Origin of the sequence: Rossellomorea sedimentorum (assembly GCF_046237645.1) — a bacterium.
Taxonomy (GTDB): domain Bacteria; phylum Bacillota; class Bacilli; order Bacillales; family Bacillaceae_B; genus Rossellomorea; species Rossellomorea sedimentorum.
The window spans coordinates 1,392,503-1,411,411 of sequence record NZ_CP143546.1 but is presented as its reverse complement, the minus strand read 5'-3'; the positions used below and the strand labels follow the sequence as shown (position 1 = coordinate 1,411,411).

The following is an 18,909-nucleotide window of genomic DNA, read 5'->3' as shown; positions in this document are numbered from 1 at the left end:
TTCTATAGTTTACCATGAAATCTATTTATTCGTCATAATCCTTGCAACTGGCCCCTCATTGTTTCTTGGGTTCTTCCAGTTGTGCCTGCATGTAATGATTCTCCTTATGACGGACCAGAATGACATCCTCGCCAATTTTAACGATGGATGACCAAGGAATCACCACATCTTCTTCTTTACCAAAAAAACCAAGGAGCTTCCCATTCCTGCCGATAACAATTGCTTCTATTCTTCCAGTATCAAGATTGATCTCTATATCCGCGATGTTACCTAACTTACGGCCGTCTGAAATACTGACAACATCCTTAACTTGAAATTCAGATATCCTTACCATCGCTCTCCCTCTTTCATAAGCTGTTTTCGTGAAGATTGTTGCTATCGGAAAAATCCAAAGGGCCGGATTTCCCCCTTGTACACAAGGCTTTTTTCTCTCAAAAGGGTGAATAGCTCTTTTCTTTCTTGTTGACTAAGATAATTTTTGTGGGTTCTGACCATATATCTGGAACTTACTATTTAACAGCAGCAAAGGATTAGAAAAGAGCCTTTCAAGAAGTCTTATAGTCAATATATGCACAATAAAATGGGGTCATGCCCCGTCTTATCAGAGGGGCATGACCCATTATTGAATATTCTTATTCATTTGTTTGATTGCGGCTTTTTCCAGCCGGGAAACCTGTGCTTGAGATATTCCGATTTCTTCTGCCACTTCCATTTGTGTTTTACCCTGAAAGAACCTTTTTCGGATAATCATCTTTTCCCGGTCATTCAGCCGTCTCATACCTTCTTGCAGCGCTATCTCTTCAATCCACGTATGATCTCTGTTTCTTTCATCGCTGAGCTGGTCCATCACAAAGATCGGGTCTCCGCCATCATTATAAATTGGTTCGAATAATGAAACGGGATCTTGAATGGCATCCATTGCAAATACAATATCTTCATGAGGAACATCCAATACTTTTGCAATTTCTTCTGCTGTCGGCTCTTTGGATGTTTCACCCATCAGCTTCTCCCTGACCTGAAGTGCCTTGTAAGCAATATCCCTTAGTGATCGAGAAACTCTAATCGGGTTATTATCCCTTAAGTACCGGCGGATTTCCCCAATAATCATCGGAACTGCATAAGTAGAAAACCTGACATTTTGCCCTAGATCGAAATTATCAATCGACTTCATCAGGCCTATGCATCCAACCTGAAACAAGTCATCTACATACTCTCCGCGGTTATTAAACCTTTGAATAACACTGAGGACTAGGCGAAGATTACCATTCACCAGTTTCTCTCTGGCTGATATATCGCCAGCTTGCATTTCCCGAAAGAGTTTTCTCATTTCCTCATTCTTCAGAACAGGAAGTTTCGATGTGTCAACACCACAGATTTCAACTTTATTTCGTGTCAAATTCTTTCCCTCCTTGCAGGAGTTGCTGTACAAAAGTCAGTATCTCCCCGGGAAGGAAAATTATGCATGTACCCATTGCGTGCAAGCCTCATAAAAACCTTCCAATCTAGGCAGGACAAGGCTTGGGTGCATGCAAACTTTTTTGTGGAAACAATTCATTATTAATGTTGCTATTTTTTTAAAATCGTGCATGATGTAAACGAAAGAAAGAAAAAGAGCGGACTATTAAGCAGAAATTTACTGATTTGTTCCGGTCGAGGAACGACTATTTGGTAAAGGACAGTCTATCCTTATAATTCTCAGGATTATTTTAACCTTTGAGGGTCTGGGTTTCGTTAAAAGTGGGTACTAGTCACAATTGAAGAGCACTGTGGTCATTTATGAGTTGAAGACGCACTTATGAGGCGGAGGGGTATCCTTTCGATTGTGAACGAAGTCTGAACACTTGAGCTTGGTGAGCACGGAGGAGTATATAGAGGGGTTAATTAAGATCTTAAACATTAGAGGAAACACATTATGAGTATTTTTCACAGATTCCAAGAAGCGGCAATCCTAGTTAGATAGAACCGCCGCTTCATTCATGGGTCAAACCATTTTATTAAATTCTTTCTTTAATCTTTTGATTATCCGTTTTTCAAGCCTTGATATATATGATTGCGAAATCCCAAGCATATCCGCTACATCCTTTTGAGTCTTTTCTTCACCACCCATAAGGCCAAACCGGAGTTCCATTATCTGTTTTTCCCTCTCTGATAACTCTGTCAGTGCATTGAATAGAAGTTTCCTATCGACGGTTGCTTCAAGGTCTTTCGTGATAATATCCTCTTCAGTCCCGAGAACATCGGATAGCAGCAGCTCATTCCCGTCCCAATCAATATTGAGCGGTTCATCAAAGGATACTTCTGAACGGATTTTATTATTTCTTCTGAGGTACATTAATATCTCATTTTCAATACACCTGGACGCATAGGTGGCCAGTTTGATTTTCTTTTCCGGGTTGAAGGTATTAACGGCTTTGATTAAACCAATCGTTCCAATGCTGATTAAGTCTTCTATATTGATTCCCGTGTTTTCAAATTTCCTTGCAATATATACGACCAGTCTTAAATTTCTTTCAATCAGCAGAGAACGGGCTGTCTTATCACCGTTTGGAAGCTTCTTAAGCAAGACTTCCTCTTCTTCCTTGGAAAGAGGTGGCGGAAGAGCTTCACTGCCGCCTATATAATAAATCTCATCCGTCTTCAGCCCCAGCTTGATCAACAGCTTATACCAATAGTATGTAAGTCTCAGCCGTAAATTTTTCAATGTAGTTCCCCCTTCTATTTTGTTGAAATGTGAGTATAGTAATAGTGGCAATGTATTAAGATACGTTTTGAAGCGATGGAGAGGCGAGCATTTTTGGATGTACGATACAATTAAAACTGTCATCTGCAGAGAAATGAATGTCCTGAAAAACTACCAGCCCTTTTTTGCATATCCAAGTTTCTGCTTCCTTCTTGATGACAATAGAGTCAGGTTTGAAAGCGATGAGAAGCTGATTCTTTTTCCCGACAGATTGAGCCGGAACGAACCGGACCCGGTCTTCCCATTGGGGCGTCAGAGAATGATCCCCAGTCATCATGCCCTCACTGTCATCTGATACACGAAGGATGTCATGCGGAATCCTTCCTTCCAACCCCTTCGTTGAGATGAGCATAACAGGACTTTTACTTAGTGGATCATAAAGCTGGTTGCCGCTGTCCACCAGCCCCTTCAATTCAAGCTTGCATCCGTTTAGTTCAATTTCTACTTCGACGACTTGATCATATTGAATATTCACAGTTTCTATACTGCTTATTCTATTACGGGCAAAATACCAGGCTGCCGGCAGGGCAAACATGACGAACAGCCAGCTGATTGGGTCGCCGAACCCTTTAACACTAGCTAAAAACATAGAAGACTGCAGGTTATTGTCAAACTTAATAAAATAATGGAAGCCTATCAAAATGCCTCCAGTTAAGAAAGTCGAGAAGTAAAGCATGAGCAAGTTTCCCAGGAAGAAACGGAAACGTTTGAATCCAAAAGCAGTGAATACCATAATCACTGAGAATGATAGTTTTATAAGCGGATGCCCGCTGATATTGGCATAAGGAGTAAATGATAACAAAACAATTAATGATCCGATAAACCCACCCAAGAAAATTCTCCACCATATTAGATGCCTTTTTAAAAATAATGCCGTCATCATCAGCAATATGCTGTCTATCAATAAGTTCAATAGCCAAATGACATCTAAATATAGTACCAATTGTTCCCCTCCTTTTTGTTCCAATTTCCGGTTGTTATGAGAAGTATATCGTACATACTCTCTTGAAGTGTGTCACTTTCTGTAAGCAAAGAAGTGAAACTTTTCATACTCTAGTTCGAATATTGTCAAATGCTTTTTACCAATCATTCATTGCAAAAACCTGGCTGCCCTTTATTAAGTGCTGAACTGGATCCCGCTCCAGAAGTGTGATTCAGTGGTACCAGGCAGTGAGCTTCTAAGTACAAGTTTCCATTCAGGTGCCTAGGGGCAGAAGCTCATCAATGAGTAAAGGAATCAAGAAGAGCATTTGCGATTCGGTGTTCCGTCCCTACTTATTGTGTGGATTTCAATTCGGTAATGATTAAAAATGGAAAATTTTTGAGACACCAATTATTCCTCGACAATCTTTTAAGTATTTTCGGAAAGGAATACAGCGGCCGTTTACTCCCTTTTCGCCCCAACAACCATTCAAAAGCACAATCTCATTGGCACATTTACTACCTTTTCGACCCAACATCTCTTTCAAAATCCAATCTCGTTGGGCCGATTACACTCTTTTCGACCCAATATCCCTTCCAAAATCGAATCTCATTGGCCTGATTACACCCTTTTCAACCCAACATCCCTTCCAAAATCCAATCTCATTGGCCCGGTTACACTCTTTTCAACCCAACATCCCTTCCAAAATCGAATCTCATTAGCCTGATTACATCCTTATCAACCCATCAACCATTCAATAATCCAATCTCGTTGGGTCGATTACACCCTTTTCGACCCAGCACCCCTTCCAAAATCGAATCTCATTGGCCTGATTACATCCTTTTCGACCCAACATCCATCAATAAACCCAATCTCATTGGCCCGGTTATTCCCTTTTCGACCCAACATCTCTTCAAAACTTTAATCTCATTGGCCCGATTACACCCTTTTCGACCGTTCCCATACCCTCACAAAAATTCATTCTCACTGCCCGTTCGAGTACCGCAGGAACTGCCCCACATTTACTCTTAAAAGCAGAAATAATAAAAAACCCCCAAGGAATAATCCTTGGGGGTTGAATACACATTATCTGCGGCGATTACGATTTCTTAGGAAAGTTGGGATATCCAGTGTATCTTCCATTCCCTGGCCGCTTGTACGAGAAGGTTCCTGCTGTTGTTGTGGTTCCTCTCTTTTTGTTTCTCGCTTAGGAGCCTGCTGCTGACCAACATTATTGTTGTTAGGCTTCATACCGCCAAATGATGGTCTTGTTTGTTTAGGCTGAACAGCTTCTTCATTGAACCCGGTTGCAATGACTGTAACTACGATCTCATCTTTAAGATCTTCATTGATGACGGATCCGAAGATCATGTTTACTTCCTGATCAGAAGCAGATGCCACGATGTCGGCTGCTTCCTGAACTTCATAAAGGGATAGATTTGTTCCTCCTGTGATGTTCATAAGGACTCCCTGAGCACCATCGATGGAAGTTTCAAGAAGCGGACTTGAAATCGCCTTTTTCGCTGCTTCTGTCGCACGATTTTCGCCGGCGGCAGCACCGATACCCATCAAAGCAGATCCTTTATTGGACATGATTGTCTTCACATCTGCAAAGTCCAGGTTGATTAAACCAGGCACTGCAATCAAGTCAGAAATACCCTGAACACCTTGTCGAAGCACATTATCTGCTTCACGGAACGCTTCAAGCATTGGAGTGCTTTTGTCTACGATTTCAAGGAGGCGGTCATTTGGGATAACGATAAGTGTGTCAACGGCATCTTTCATTGCACCGATTCCACCACTTGCCTGTGTCGAACGCTTGCGTCCTTCAAACGTAAATGGACGGGTTACAACCCCGACAGTTAGAGCCCCGATTTCTCTTGCAATTTCAGCGATTACCGGAGCAGCTCCCGTTCCTGTTCCTCCACCCATACCGGCAGTAACGAACACCATGTCTGCTCCTTTAAGTGCTTCTTCGATCTGTTCTTTACTTTCTTCGGCAGCTTTCTTACCTACCTCAGGATTTGCACCGGCTCCAAGGCCTCTTGTCAGCTTGCCGCCAATTTGCATTTTGATTTCAGCTTTAGATAAGTTCAGTGCCTGTGCATCTGTATTTACTGCAATAAATTCTACACCTTGTACACCATGCTCAATCATTCGATTGACGGCGTTGTTTCCGCCGCCTCCTACCCCGATTACTTTTATGGTGGCTAATGAATCTAAATTCGTATCAAACTCTAACATGAAACATCCTCCTAATTCCTCGATTCTCAACCTATTTGAAGCTATTCAAAAAAGTAGCCGAAAAATTTCTTCATCTTTGATGACACTTTTTCGTCATTTGGCTTGTCCTGTTTTGTTTTTTGTTTTTCTGTCTGTTCAGGCTTCTTAACAGTCCGCTTTTCGGCAGGCTCTGCAGGAACAGGAGATGAACTTACGGTTCTCCCTTGTAATCTAGCATTTTTATGAGCATATTTAATGAGCCCTACAGAAGTCGTATATTGAGGTTCACGAACTCCGATATAATCAGGCACCGCTACTCTGACACGGTTTTGGAAAACCAGCTGCGCCAGTTCCAGCACACCCGGCAGATTGGCAATACCGCCGGTCAATACATAGCCGCCAGGCAGGTCATGCACACCCATTCTTCTTAGTTCATGTCCAATCATATCGAATATTTCTTCTAATCTAGCTTCTATGATATCAGAAATTTCAAGCTGATTAAATTGTTGATGTTGGTCACTGCCGATAATCGGTACACTGAACACCTCATCTTCTGATGCATGATCATAGAAAGCATGTCCGTATTTAACCTTGATCATTTCAGCATCTTCTGTTGAAGTCCTCAGACCGATGGAAAGGTCCTTTGTGATATGTTCCCCTCCAACCGGCAGAACAGAAGCAGCTTTTATATGTCCCTGATCGAAGACTGCAATGGTCGTCGATCCACCGCCAATGTCAATCAACGCTGCGCCAAGACTTTGTTCGTCTTTTGAAAGGGAGATGGAGCCGGAAGCAAGCGGCTGCAGCACTATATCCACGACTTCCAATCCTGCTTTCTCTACACAACGTAATGTATTATGTAAAAGCGTCTTTGATCCGGTAATGATCGTACCTTCCATTTCGAGCCTTACACCAATCATGCCCCTTGGATCAGTAATTTCATCCAATCCATCAACTATGAATTGTTTTGGAATCACATTAACGATCTCTCTTTCAGGCGGAATCGATATGACTTGTGCAGCATCCATCACGCGTGCCACATCTTCATCTGTAATTTCTCTGTTATCACTTGAGACAGCCACGACTCCGTGACATGCCTGCAGGGCTACACCGTTTCCAGGTATTCCGACGATTACCTGGTTAATGTTGATGCCGACCATCCTTTCCGCTTGCTCGACGGCCTTTTTTATTGTTTGAACAGTTTCATCTATATCTACAATGGAACCTTTGCGGATTCCTTGAGACTTTACATTTCCGACACCGATTATATTCAATGAATCATTGGACATTTCGCCGATGATCACTTTCACTGTGGATGTACCGATGTCTAGACTTACGAAAATTTCATTGCTGTTCACTCTGTGGCACCTCCTTCAATTATTATGTATTATAGAACAACAACTTGTCATTAAGTTGAATTTTGAGTATATCTTATAGAAATATTCGTCGCTTTTAAAAGATTCCCTTTTAAAAATTCAATTTTTTTCTTTTTTTTCACTATTTGAGCTCCAATTACTAATCAGAATCCTGCGTATAACAGCAATATTTTGAAATAGTCTCACACCAAACGCGAAAACAGCTGCTAGATATAAGTCTACACCAAGATGGACACCTAGAAAAGCCAAACTTGCAGCCAATAAGATATTAAAGAAAAAACCGGAGACAAATACTTTGTCATCATAAATATTTTGCAGGTGGGCCCTTATCCCACCAAACAGTGTATCGAGAGCTGCTAATACCGCAATGGATAAGTAGTTTGAATATTCATCTGGAATCCTGATATCGGTAAGCAATCCGAGGATCACTCCTAGCAGCAACCCTACAACGGGCAGCCACATCCTGTCAATTCCCTCCTTCTGTTACTGGCTCCATATGACGGATCCTGATGGTATCTGCGTATGCCGGCACTGTCAGGCTTTCCAAAGGAGAGCCGATATTAACACTGAGGTTATCAATGAAAAAATCTTCTATTGCCCGGGAAACCCTCATACGGTTATGAAGATCTTTAGCTTGTTTGTAATCTCTTGTCAATATCCTGATTTCGAATGGTACTGAGTTGATCGGGTATCCGTCAATTTTCGTCTCGCCATTAATATCCCTGATCACGGAAGTGTTGATTAAGCGGTGGCCGTCAATGGAGATATCCCTGGCACCATATCGATTCAACTCATTGACAAGCCTTTCAAGAAGCTCAGGAGAGACAGACTTCACCTTTGCCCCCAGCAGAACTTCCTCAACGGAAGGTTCTACAGTCAAAATCAGTCCGGGACCCTGCTTTTCAACCAGTCCCGCTTCCTCTTTAAGTTCGTCAAGAGTTTCTCTTAAAGCCTGTTCCTGGCTTGTCTGTCTCTCTGTTTCATATTTCTCCAGTTTTTCGTTGATGGACTGCAGCTCCTCCAGAAGATTGGACGCCGAATCCCTCTCGTTCTCAATCGCTTCTCTTAATTCCCAAATATCCCTGGTATCCCTGATTACCGGTTCTTGAACTGTTTGAAACTGGACAGCCACCATGAATCCGATAATCAAAGTAATAAGAGTAAAGCTGACTTTATTGCCCACTCTTTCTCACCTTGCTTTCTATATTCCCGACACAGGGTCATTCCTGCCCTACGACTCGCTGATGATAGGCTCAAGGACCAGTTCACTTTCCTTCTTGAGACTAAAATCAATATTTTCGTTCACTAACTGATCTTTTACACCGCCAGTCAAATCCAATGCCGAAGACATCACGGCCGGGTCACCGATTGCTGTAATTTCAAAAGGGGCACTAGAAGGAACACCGTCAACTGTTATCACCGGTCCTGTACACAGGATATACGAATCATGCTTAAGCCTTTGGCCATTGATCGCCACAGCAGAAGCACCCGCAATGTATAATTCATTGATCACTTTGAACACATGGCGTTCATGGACAATATAATTATTCACGTTAGGATCATCCGGATTATATTGGGAGTCTGACAGGGAAACCCGTACACCCGGTCCCTGGACTTTGACTTTCCCCAGGAACATCCTGTACTTTTCCGCATCTTCAGCAAGATTAAAGTAAATTTGTTTCTCCTGTGATAAATCTTTTTCAATGTCTACGACCTTCTGCTGTTTTTCATACACTTCATTTTGAAGAGCCGCATTTTTTTCCTGTAAGCTGAACAGCTGGCTGCGCAGCTTATCTTCTCTCTGCCACTGTCCATCTGTCAGTTGGGCTCCATCCTTTTTTTCCGAATTCGCCAAGCTGTAGGAAAATGCGAGGATAAATCCCAGCACCAAACAAACCAGGGAAAGGACGACATGCCTAACTTTCACTTTCATCTTCATCAACCTCGGGTTCTCCTTCCGTTTCATATTTCCTGAAATAGGAGCCGACCTCCAAGTCTATGACCCCTTTGGATGATTCATCAAGCTGGCTGACAATTGAAGGATAATGAACCATTTTTTCAGAAAAAGTCCTGATGGAAGCACTGACTTCAAATCCATCATTCATGTATAAGGAAACATGGTATGGGTCAGTTTTCTTAGGCGACAAAACGATTTCGGAGATGGAATTCTTGATCTCAGAAGGAAGCTGTTTCAGTTCATCGATCATTTCCTTAAGGATATTATCTTCTTTGAAACCTATCAGTATAGGTGCATCAGTCGGAAGATCGTCCAATTGCCTTGAGTCAAGGAGGTCCCCATTTTCAAGGATAGGGAAAAATCGGGTCTCATTAATCAGATACGCAGCTTTTTCATATTCCTGCACATTTACCTTAACTGTGTTAGGAAGCTGCAATCTCACTTCAGCACTTGAAATTTCGGGTATATTCTCAAGTTGGAGTTCCGTCTTGGACCTATCGACACTCCATACATTTGCACCCTTCTCAATGGAGATCTTCTCAAGAATTATCTCTTCGGAAACAAGGTGATTCCCGGTTATAACAATGTCTTTCACCTGGCTTAAAGAGGATTGGAAATATACCACCGTCAGAATCAGAAGAAGAAAGAGCGATAACAAAAATGTCAGTCTTCGGTTTGCTTTTTTCTTTCGATGTTGTTTAAGTTTCGGAATCCGTTCCTCCAAGGACACAATTTTTCCCTTGTCCATATTTTTCTTTCCCCTCCAATTATCATACCGTGCAAGATAAAGGATTGTCCTTTTCTTTATGTATAAATCTTTTTTCATATGAATGAAACATCCTGTGTTACCTGTTTGTATGAAATCAGAGCTCTCATTTTCTTTTCGATACCTTTATTCTATATGAAGGGAAAAGATGATAAAAGAGGGTAGACAGTTATTTTCACAATATTTTTCTATTTTTTGTATTTAGTGATGTCGATATCACTATATTGGGTTCAAATTGCCCGGTTAAAACGTTTAGATTCACCCGAAATATTCTATCAGAAGTTCTTTTACCAGGCAAAAACAAGGCCTTTCAGCGTATTCCCTATACTACTATACTTTAAACTCATTCGGGCAGCGTTCATTATAATGTCATGGAACTGTAATTGAAGATATTTATTTTGTTACTTCCGTTAAATAATAGCCTCTACCGTTCATCTAGGCAATATTAAATATATTCAGCTTGAATGGTAAGTTTTACTGCTGCGTGGAAAGTAAGGCTCTGCTCATTAAGATGCTGCCAGTCCCCGGATTATAGTCTTCTTTAACATGCAGTTTTGGGGGCTAATCAGCGTGTATCCTCTTAGGCTTCTTAAAGTTAGGTTGCTATTAATATGAATCACAAAAAATATAGCCATAATCCAAGAAAATATCTTGGTGAGGTGAAGATCAACCATTCCACCTGCTTCAGGCTTAAGATTCAATAAAAAAACCGAAACACAGCATATGGCTGCATTTCGGTCATTCGCTAATATCTGGCATAACGGCTGATATTCAAAAGAACACCAACAGCAAGGAGCATTAACGTCAGTGACGACCCTCCATAACTGAGGAATGGGAGGGTTATACCGGTAACCGGCATCAACCCCGTCACTACCCCCACATTAATCATAACCTGTATAGCTATCATCGATACAATTCCGACTGCAAGGAAGCTTCCATAAAGATCCGGGGCACCAAGGGCAATTCGTATCCCCCTCCAAAGAAGGAGAGAAAACAAGAGGAGAACGAGACTCCCGCCGATAAAACCCAATTCTTCCGCCAATATCGCAAAAATAAAATCATTTTGCGGCTCGGGAAGATAAAAGAACTTCTGCCTGCTTTCCCCAAGACCAAGTCCAAGAAGACCTCCGGGACCGATGGCATACAAAGATTGGATCATCTGAAAGCCGCTGCCCAATGGATCTTCCCAGGGATCCAGGAATGAAGTGATCCGCTTAATCCGATATGGCGCGGACAACACAAGAGCAGCGAAACCCGCAAGCCCGGCAAGGCCCATCATGGCAAAATGACTGATCTTTGCCCCTGCGATAAAAACCATCACGACCGCTGTACCCACCATAACTGTACCGGTTCCCAAATCGGGCTGAAGCATGATCATGCCGAAAGCCGCAAACACAAGAAACAGCGAAGGTACAAGCCCCTTCCGGAATGAAGTTATGTACTTCTGATTTTCTGAGAGGTACTTGGCGAGAAAAGCGATCATCGCCAGTTTCATAAATTCAGAAGGCTGAATCGAAAACGCTCCAACGCCAATCCAGCTACGTGAACCGTTTCTCAACACGCCAATCCCCGGAACAAGAACCAGCACCAGCAGGACAAAACAGACAATGATAATCACTTTCCCCCATGTCCTCCAGGTCCAATAATCGACATTCATGATAAAAAACATCGCCAGGATCCCCACTCCCGCAAACAGCATCTGGCGTTTGGCGAAAAAGAAGGTATCATCAAATTTGTAATCGGCCCAGACCGCGCTCGCACTGTACACCATAATAAGTCCGATGGCAAGCAGAGAGAGTGTCACGACAATCAATATGAAATCGGGAGTTGATTTTTTCAAAGGCAATTCTAACACCTCGATAGACTTATTTGAGCCGTTTCGAGCAATCAAAACCTTTGATTTTTGTTGTCACCACATGTTGTTTTCTTCTTATTGCTCCAAAATAGACAAGCCCTTATTAAAGCTTATGCACCTCTTCTATAAAAATGTCACCGCGAACCTCAAAAGTGCGATATTGATCCCAGCTTGCGCATGCAGGCGACAAAAGGATCACATCCCCTTCTTCTGAAATCTCATAAGCTGCAGGTACTGCTGCCTCAACATTATCGACATGTTTTACTGTTTGTATCCCTGCTTTGGCAGCTGTCTCCATCAATTTAGCTGCAGTTTCCCCAAAAGTGACAAGAGCTTTGACATTTCCGAGGTATGGAATCAGTTCATCAAAAGTATTTCCTCTGTCCAATCCCCCTGCAAGCAGAATAGTCGGCTGATCGAATGCTTCCAAGGCACTTTTTGCCGCTAACACATTAGTAGCTTTTGAATCATTATAAAAAGTTCTCCCATTCAATGTCCTTACAAACTGTGTCCTGTGCTTGACACCGGTAAATGTCTTAAGGACCTCCCTTATGGCATCATTCTCGACACCACTCAGTTTAGAAGCAATCACAGCGCAAAGGATATTTTCAAGGTTATGCTTTCCGGGCAGAGCTATCGATGACGTTTCCAGGATTTTTTCATCATCATAATAAACGGCCCCATCCTTGATGCTGGCCCCTTTCTCCAAAACCCTTTTGGTGGAAAAATAAACTCTTCCGGCTTTTGAAAAGCTTAAGAGCTCATCCAATTCCGGCTGGTCCGCATTGATGACGAGATAATCATCTTCTGTCTGGTTAACTGTTATATTTGCTTTTGCTTTGGCATACTCTTCAATTGACCCATGGTAATCGAGGTGTGCCTCATAAAGGTTTGTAAAGATACTGATTTTTGGGCGGAAGGACTCAACTCCCATTAACTGAAATGAAGAGAGCTCGATGACAATGGTGTTTTCTTCCTTTGCAATCTGTGCAACTTCTGAAGCCACCGTTCCGATGTTCCCCGCAATCAACGGGTGCTTGCCGCCTTTATCAAGCATTTCATGCACTAAGGTTGTTGTAGTCGTTTTTCCATTTGTACCGGTGATTCCGATAAATGGAGCTTCAGACACCAAATAGGCCAGCTCCACCTCTGTCAGCACAGGTATCCCCTTTTCCTCAGCTCCGCTCACCAGTGGATTACTATAAGGAATTCCCGGATTCTTGACAATAAAATCAAAGCCTTCATCCAGCAGTTCAATAGGATGACTTCCGCAAATTACCTTTATGCCTTGCTGAAGAAGTCCCTGTGCCTCCGGATTTTCAGAAAAAGGCTTACGGTCGTTCACCGTTACGAATGCGTCTAACTTATGTAGCAGCGAGGCTGCACTTACCCCGCTTTTCGCCAATCCCAATACCAATACTTTTTTATGTTTGAATTTAAGTGTTGTTTTCAATTATATCCACACCTCAATATAAATTCCTAATACGGCACACAGCAGACCGACAGTCCAGAAAGTCACGACGACTCTCCATTCTGACCAGCCGACAAGCTCATAATGATGGTGAAGCGGGCTCATCCTGAATACCCTTTTTCCAGTCGTTTTAAAAGATATGACTTGAATGATGACAGATAACGTTTCAATCACAAAAACCCCGCCAATCAAAACCAGCAGAATTTCAAGCTTGGTCAGGATAGCGATTGCTGCTATTGCCCCTCCAAGAGCAAGCGATCCCGTATCTCCCATAAATACCTTTGCTGGATGGGCATTGAAGACAAGGAAGCCCAGCACGGCCCCAACGACTGCAACAGCAAAAATGGAAACATCATACTGAGATTGATTCCATGCCAGCACAGCAAGAGCACCGAATGCAATGGCTGAAGTTCCGGAAACAAGACCATCAAGCCCATCTGTCAGGTTAACGGCATTTGAAAAACCGACAAGCCAAAAAATGATGAACAACACATAAAACCATCCCAGGTCAACACTGATATCTGTCAACGGAATGGAAACGGTTGAAGCAAAATCATTTTGTTGATAAATATAAAAGAAGACAGCTGAGATGAGAATCTGCCCGGCTAATTTTTGTTTGGATGTCAAGCCAAGGTTTCTTTTCATGACGACTTTGATAAAGTCATCAAGGAAACCCAGGATCCCAAATCCGACTGTCACCAAAAGCAGCAGAAAGGTTTCAGCGCTGAACTCGGAGTATCTGCTTGTGATGACCAGTGTTGTAATGATGATGGACAACAGGAACACCAGTCCCCCCATAGTTGGCGTACCGGACTTCTTCTGATGGGATTTCGGTCCCTCTTCCCTGATGCTCTGACCAAATTTCAACCTTCTCAAAAAGGGGATAAAGATGGGAGACAGCACTACTGTTACAACGAACCCCATAAGAATAGTATAAAAGATTACATTCTCCGTCATCTTATTCCCCTCCCTTCAAGCGTAATGATCTTTCAGCAAGATCCCTCATTTGTAAATACTGTTGCCGGGTCGTAACTTTATATAGTTTACCCTTTTCTTTGTCTCTAAAAATAAAATTTGTCATTGTTCCCCACTCTTCTTGTTTCGTTTTATAGTAGTAATGATCCAGGATTTGTAGTACAGCCTCTATTATATTGTCTGCAATGAATAAAGGAAAATGATTTGGCAGCCAGGTTGGCAGTTCTGCCTGTTTTGGCCATAGCGCTCCAACGGCCCCTTTATCAATAGCCTGGAAGAGTTCGGTGTCGGATAAAGCAATGAAAAGACCTTTGGACATCTTTTCATCCGCTTCAGAAGTCACCATCTCAAAAAGTATTTCTGGATCATCTATGCCTCTTGAAGCAGAGACCACTCTCTTTACATCTGCAAAGCGCAGCATCATCTCAACCTCTTAATAGCAGCCTTGGCAGCCTCTCTGTCATCAAAGGAAGTTACAGTTTCCCCGATAATCTGATACGCTTCATGTCCTTTACCAGCTATAAGGACTACATCACCTTTACCCGCCAAAGAAACAGCATGATTAATTGCCTCCTGCCGGTCAATAATGATGGTATAATTTGTGTGATTTAAATCGGCTGTCATATCCTCAATAATTGAATTTGGATCTTCATTCCTTGGATTGTCAGATGTGAAAACCACTCGATCACCATATAAACAGGCGATTTCAGCCATGATCGGCCTTTTAGTCTTATCCCTGTTCCCGCCGCAGCCCACCACCACAATTACTTTTTTATCTGTGATGGTCTCTATTGTCTTCAAGACATTCTCAAGGCTGTCTGGTGTATGTGCGTAGTCAACAATCACCGAAAAATCCTGTCCTGCTTCCACCTGTTCAAACCTCCCGCTGACCCCTCTGATTGATTGGATCGCTGCCTTGATATCTTTTAAAGGGATTTTGGAGATAGCGGCAGAAGCGGCAGCTGCCAGGACGTTATATATATTAAACCTTCCCGCCAGCCCAATATCCATCTTTATCCTGCCCATTGGGGTAACCATGATAAAGGAAGACCCATTGTGACGGAGCTGGATTTCTTCGGCATGAAAATCAGCATCAGGGCTCAGCCCATAAGTAATGACATGCGCGGCCGTGGAATGAATAAAGAACTGGGCTGAAGGATCATCTTTATTAATAACAGCATACTTCTGCTTTTTCTCATCATAGGAATTGCCTAATTGGGAAAAAAGCAGACTCTTCGCACTTTTGTACTCCTCCATTGTCCGGTGGTAATCCAGGTGATCTTGCGTGATGTTGGTGAACACCGCTATATCAAAATCACACCCATGGACCCTTCCTTGATACAAAGCATGAGAGGACACTTCCATAACTGCCGTATTTATACCGGAGCCAACGAACTCACTGAACAACTGCTGCAGAGTCAGGCTGTCAGGGGTTGTATTCTTGCTTGCTATCACTTCATCTCCTGTTTTCACATATAAAGTACCGATTAAACCTGTTTTGTCACCATTAATGCTGAAAATCCTGTCAATCAGGTGTGTGGTAGTCGTCTTGCCGTTTGTTCCCGTCACTCCAATCAGCTTAAGCCGTTTAGAGGGCTGCTTGTAAAAATAGTCGGCAAGGACCGCCATCGCTCTCCTGGAATCCTTTACAATGATGACAGGAACATCCAGTTCTAATTCCCGCTCTGAGACAACTGCGGCTGCACCGGAGAGAACTGCTTCTTTTGCTAGAGTATGGCTATCCACTTCGGTTCCTTTGATACAAAAAAACAAATCACCATTATGGACTTTTTTATGATGGTTTTTTAAGTTTGCTATATCAGGATTACCCTTGCCCCTAATCGTGTAAAACGGCAATACTCCCAGCAAAGTTTGCAACTTCATCATTTCAACTCCTCATGTATGTAAAGCAACCAATTTTTATTTTACAGAAAAACGCGGGCGAAATCTATCAACCTTTAAGATTAGTTCACGAAGAATGGAACCTGTATACCGAAAATCTCCATAAATGAATAACTCTTTTGTTATTGAAGACCCTTATGTTCTAACATTATGTTCAAAATCCTAAAAGAATGAGTCCTATAACAGAATTGCCTGAAGCCGAAAAGACCGTCCTCACTTCGGCTTCAGGGCAATCACAATGAAAATAGTTACACCAACTGCTGGTGAGGCACTCTGCAATGTTATTCTGTTACTGCAGCGACTCCGTTAGTGTAGGTGTTCATTCTGCCATCTGGATACGGATCGTCCCGCCTTCTTTGATTTTGACACCTGGCTCCGGAGACTGGGCCGCGACTTTATCACCTTTGCCGCTTATATCCAGCTTAAGGTTGAACAGCTGCTTCTGTAGTTCTTTCCGGCTAAGACCAACAAGATTCGGCGTTTCTAAAAGAGGTGTGTCCAGCCATGTCGTTTCTTTTTCAATCTGATCTTTTCTTGGAGGCACACCCATTGCGCGCAAGCTGTCACCAATGATGTTTCCTACAATCGGAGCAGCTACTACCCCCCCGAATTGAACTGTACCTTTTGGGTTATCCACTGCCAGATAAACGACAATTTCCGGTTTATCTGCAGGTGCAAAACCAAGGAAGGAGACAATATGATTATTTTCCATATATCGTCCGTTTTTTACCTTCTGTGCCGTCCCGGTCTTGCCGCCGACTCTATATCCTTCTACAAATGCGCCTTTACCTGTTCCTTGTGCGACAACACTCTCCAAAGCATATCTGATTTGTTCAGATGTTTCTTTAGAAATCACTTGCTGCTTTGCCTGTGGAGTGTTCCTCATAACGACTTCTCCTGTTTGCGGATCCACCAGCTCCTTTGCAACATAAGGCTGGTAGAGGGTACCTCCATTTATCGCGGCCGATACAGCTGCAACCTGCTGGATAGGTGTTACCGCAACCCCCTGTCCGAAAGCAGTCGTGGCCTGTTCCACCGGACCGACACGATCAAGGTTGAATAACAACCCTTTACCTTCTCCTTGCAGGTCGATTCCTGTTTTCTGCCCAAATCCGAAGTCTTTAATATACTTAAAAAGCGTTTCCTTGCCAAGCCTTTCGCCCAATTCAACGAAACCTGGGTTGCAGGAATTCTGGACAACTTCCAGGAATGTCTGCGTGCCGTGCCCTCCCCGTTTCCAGCAGTGAAGGGTGGAACCGGCAACTTCGACATGGCCTGAATCGTGGAACTTTTCTTTTTTCAGGTCAACTTTATTTTCCTCAAGCGCCGCCGCCAATGTAATGATCTTAAAAGTTGAACCCGGCTCATAGGTACTCCAAATTGGCAGGTTACGGTTGTAAATTTCCTGAGGAACATTTCTGAAGTTAGCAGGGTCAAAAGTGGGTCTGCTCGACATCGCCAGAATTTCCCCATTATTCGGATCCATCGCTATGGCAATGATTCCATCCGGGTTATATGCAGCTTCTGCGATATCAAGTTCTCTTTCTATGATTGTCTGAACCTTTGTGTCTATCGTCAGCTTCAAATCGAGACCATCGATAGGTGCTTCATAATCATCCGCCATATCAGGCATCCGTTTACCCTTTGCATCAGAAAAAAATTTCACGGAACCGCCTTCTCCGCTCAATTCTTTATCATAATAAAGTTCCAGCCCCATAAGCCCCTGATTATCAATACCGGCAAATCCAAGGACATGAGATAAATAACTGCCGAAAGGGTAATACCGTTTGGAATCTTCCGCTATATAAACACCTTTGAGATCGAGATCTCGTACTTCTTTTGCCTTTTCATAGGATATCTTTCTTGCCTCGTTAATCCTCACCATAGAAGCAGACTTTGTCACATAATTATAGACATCCTCCAGCGGCAGGTTAAGGGCCGCCGCAAGTTTCTCTGCCGTATGTGCAGGATCGGTTATCTGCCTGGGCACCACAAAGACAGTCGGTGCACTTTGATTTGTGGCAAGCTCCACCCCATTTTTATCTAATATTTTCCCTCTCTCAGGCTCGAAAGGAATGTTTCTGCTCCAGGAGTCCTTGGCCCAGCTCGTCAGCTTGTCCCCCATAAAAAACTGAACATAGCCCAGCCTCACATCTATAACAGCGAAAATTAAAATCCCCATTACAAGAGCAAACGCCAATCTCTTCCTCACCGTCACATTCGATACCCTTTTCACACTCAGTACCTCCCCATATTTGGCTCGTTCCATTATATGCCCGTCCCTTGGAAAGTATGTTGTTATTCGGAAGGACTCGTATGGCTGTTTTCTGTTTGCTCATTTATGTGAGCGTTGCAAATCCAATTGTTGAGGGGGGACTCAATTACTTTTCGGAATGTATCGGCCCGTAAATTGGTTTTTTGGCCCATTGAGGTTCCATATTTCACGTGATGATGGCCCGTATATTGGTTTATCGCCCCATGAAGGTTCAATTTTCCACGGGGTTTTGACCCCTAAATTAGTTTATCGACCCATTGAGATTCGATTTCCCAACGGGATATTGGCCCGTAAATTAGTTTATCGACCCATTGGCATTCAATTCCCCACGGGATTTTGGTCCGTAAAATATTTTTTGACTTTAATAAATTCGTAATCCCACAGGAAACTTTTGAATATAAAAAACGTCCTGTACTACATAACAGGACGTTCTTAAGTCATTTTTTG

16 protein-coding genes are annotated in these 18,909 nt (G+C 42.8%); all 16 read right to left on the bottom strand.

Annotation, left to right across the window (positions count from 1 at the left end; translation table 11 throughout):
* Positions 1 to 55 precede the first annotated feature (55 nt).
* Positions 56 to 334, bottom strand: coding sequence for a YlmC/YmxH family sporulation protein (locus tag V1502_RS06890; RefSeq protein ID WP_409253626.1), 279 nt, complete (start codon positions 332 to 334; stop codon positions 56 to 58).
* Between the two features lie 285 nt (positions 335 to 619).
* Entirely contained in the window at positions 620 to 1,396 is a 777-nt protein-coding gene (gene sigG / locus V1502_RS06885; RefSeq protein WP_409253625.1) for an RNA polymerase sporulation sigma factor SigG, read from the bottom strand.
* 585 nt (positions 1,397 to 1,981) lie between these two features.
* Positions 1,982 to 2,701: an RNA polymerase sporulation sigma factor SigE gene (sigE, locus tag V1502_RS06880; protein WP_409253624.1), complete on the bottom strand. Its 720-nt coding sequence runs from the start codon at positions 2,699 to 2,701 to the stop codon at positions 1,982 to 1,984.
* Between the two features lie 55 nt (positions 2,702 to 2,756).
* Positions 2,757 to 3,683 (bottom strand): sigma-E processing peptidase SpoIIGA, encoded by a 927-nt coding sequence (gene spoIIGA, locus V1502_RS06875; protein ID WP_409253623.1) that lies wholly within the window; start codon positions 3,681 to 3,683, stop codon positions 2,757 to 2,759.
* Between the two features lie 1,065 nt (positions 3,684 to 4,748).
* On the bottom strand, positions 4,749 to 5,906 hold the full coding sequence (ftsZ, locus tag V1502_RS06870; protein WP_409253622.1) for a cell division protein FtsZ: 1,158 nt from the start codon (positions 5,904 to 5,906) through the stop codon (positions 4,749 to 4,751).
* 41 nt (positions 5,907 to 5,947) lie between these two features.
* Positions 5,948 to 7,243: a cell division protein FtsA gene (gene ftsA, locus V1502_RS06865; RefSeq protein WP_409253621.1), complete on the bottom strand. Its 1,296-nt coding sequence runs from the start codon at positions 7,241 to 7,243 to the stop codon at positions 5,948 to 5,950.
* A 117-nt stretch (positions 7,244 to 7,360) separates the two neighbouring features.
* Positions 7,361 to 7,723: a small basic family protein gene (locus tag V1502_RS06860; RefSeq protein ID WP_409253620.1), complete on the bottom strand. Its 363-nt coding sequence runs from the start codon at positions 7,721 to 7,723 to the stop codon at positions 7,361 to 7,363.
* A gap of 4 nt (positions 7,724 to 7,727) precedes the next feature.
* Positions 7,728 to 8,444 (bottom strand): DUF881 domain-containing protein, encoded by a 717-nt coding sequence (locus V1502_RS06855; RefSeq protein WP_409253619.1) that lies wholly within the window; start codon positions 8,442 to 8,444, stop codon positions 7,728 to 7,730.
* Between the two features lie 48 nt (positions 8,445 to 8,492).
* On the bottom strand, positions 8,493 to 9,200 hold the full coding sequence (locus tag V1502_RS06850) for a DUF881 domain-containing protein (RefSeq protein WP_409254298.1): 708 nt from the start codon (positions 9,198 to 9,200) through the stop codon (positions 8,493 to 8,495).
* The gene (locus V1502_RS06845) at positions 9,178 to 9,966 is read right to left on the bottom strand and encodes a cell division protein FtsQ/DivIB (protein ID WP_409253618.1); all 789 of its coding nucleotides are present in this window, start codon (positions 9,964 to 9,966) and stop codon (positions 9,178 to 9,180) included. The genes V1502_RS06850 and V1502_RS06845 overlap by 23 nt, the downstream gene beginning before the upstream one ends.
* A gap of 763 nt (positions 9,967 to 10,729) precedes the next feature.
* Positions 10,730 to 11,830 (bottom strand): stage V sporulation protein E, encoded by a 1,101-nt coding sequence (gene spoVE, locus V1502_RS06840; RefSeq protein WP_409253617.1) that lies wholly within the window; start codon positions 11,828 to 11,830, stop codon positions 10,730 to 10,732.
* 112 nt (positions 11,831 to 11,942) lie between these two features.
* On the bottom strand, positions 11,943 to 13,292 hold the full coding sequence (murD, locus tag V1502_RS06835) for a UDP-N-acetylmuramoyl-L-alanine--D-glutamate ligase (RefSeq protein ID WP_409253616.1): 1,350 nt from the start codon (positions 13,290 to 13,292) through the stop codon (positions 11,943 to 11,945).
* Positions 13,293 to 14,267 carry a phospho-N-acetylmuramoyl-pentapeptide-transferase gene (mraY, locus tag V1502_RS06830; protein WP_409253615.1) on the bottom strand — a complete coding sequence of 325 codons (975 nt, stop codon included), beginning with the start codon at positions 14,265 to 14,267 and terminating at the stop codon, positions 13,293 to 13,295.
* A gap of 1 nt (position 14,268) precedes the next feature.
* On the bottom strand, positions 14,269 to 14,706 hold the full coding sequence (locus V1502_RS06825) for a hypothetical protein (protein ID WP_409253614.1): 438 nt from the start codon (positions 14,704 to 14,706) through the stop codon (positions 14,269 to 14,271).
* Positions 14,706 to 16,169, bottom strand: a complete 1,464-nt coding sequence (locus V1502_RS06820; protein WP_409253613.1) for a UDP-N-acetylmuramoyl-L-alanyl-D-glutamate--2,6-diaminopimelate ligase — start codon at positions 16,167 to 16,169, stop codon at positions 14,706 to 14,708. The genes V1502_RS06825 and V1502_RS06820 overlap by 1 nt, the downstream gene beginning before the upstream one ends.
* 337 nt (positions 16,170 to 16,506) lie before the next feature.
* A complete protein-coding gene (locus V1502_RS06815; protein WP_409253612.1) occupies positions 16,507 to 18,423 on the bottom strand; it encodes a stage V sporulation protein D in 1,917 nt (638 codons plus the stop codon).
* Positions 18,424 to 18,909: the final 486 nt, after the last annotated feature.

What these genes read in the sequence shown, in the direction of transcription:
- ftsZ (WP_409253622.1), bottom strand. Translation starts at nt 5,906, where the DNA reads ATGTTAGAGTTTGATACGAATTTAGATTCATTAGCCACCATAAAAGTA.
- V1502_RS06890 (WP_409253626.1), bottom strand. Translation starts at nt 334, where the DNA reads ATGGTAAGGATATCTGAATTTCAAGTTAAGGATGTTGTCAGTATTTCA.
- V1502_RS06860 (WP_409253620.1), bottom strand. Translation starts at nt 7,723, where the DNA reads ATGTGGCTGCCCGTTGTAGGGTTGCTGCTAGGAGTGATCCTCGGATTG.
- V1502_RS06820 (WP_409253613.1), bottom strand. Translation starts at nt 16,169, where the DNA reads ATGAAGTTGCAAACTTTGCTGGGAGTATTGCCGTTTTACACGATTAGG.
- V1502_RS06845 (WP_409253618.1), bottom strand. Translation starts at nt 9,966, where the DNA reads ATGGACAAGGGAAAAATTGTGTCCTTGGAGGAACGGATTCCGAAACTT.
- V1502_RS06825 (WP_409253614.1), bottom strand. Translation starts at nt 14,706, where the DNA reads ATGCTGCGCTTTGCAGATGTAAAGAGAGTGGTCTCTGCTTCAAGAGGC.
- V1502_RS06850 (WP_409254298.1), bottom strand. Translation starts at nt 9,200, where the DNA reads ATGAAGATGAAAGTGAAAGTTAGGCATGTCGTCCTTTCCCTGGTTTGT.
- mraY (WP_409253615.1), bottom strand. Translation starts at nt 14,267, where the DNA reads ATGACGGAGAATGTAATCTTTTATACTATTCTTATGGGGTTCGTTGTA.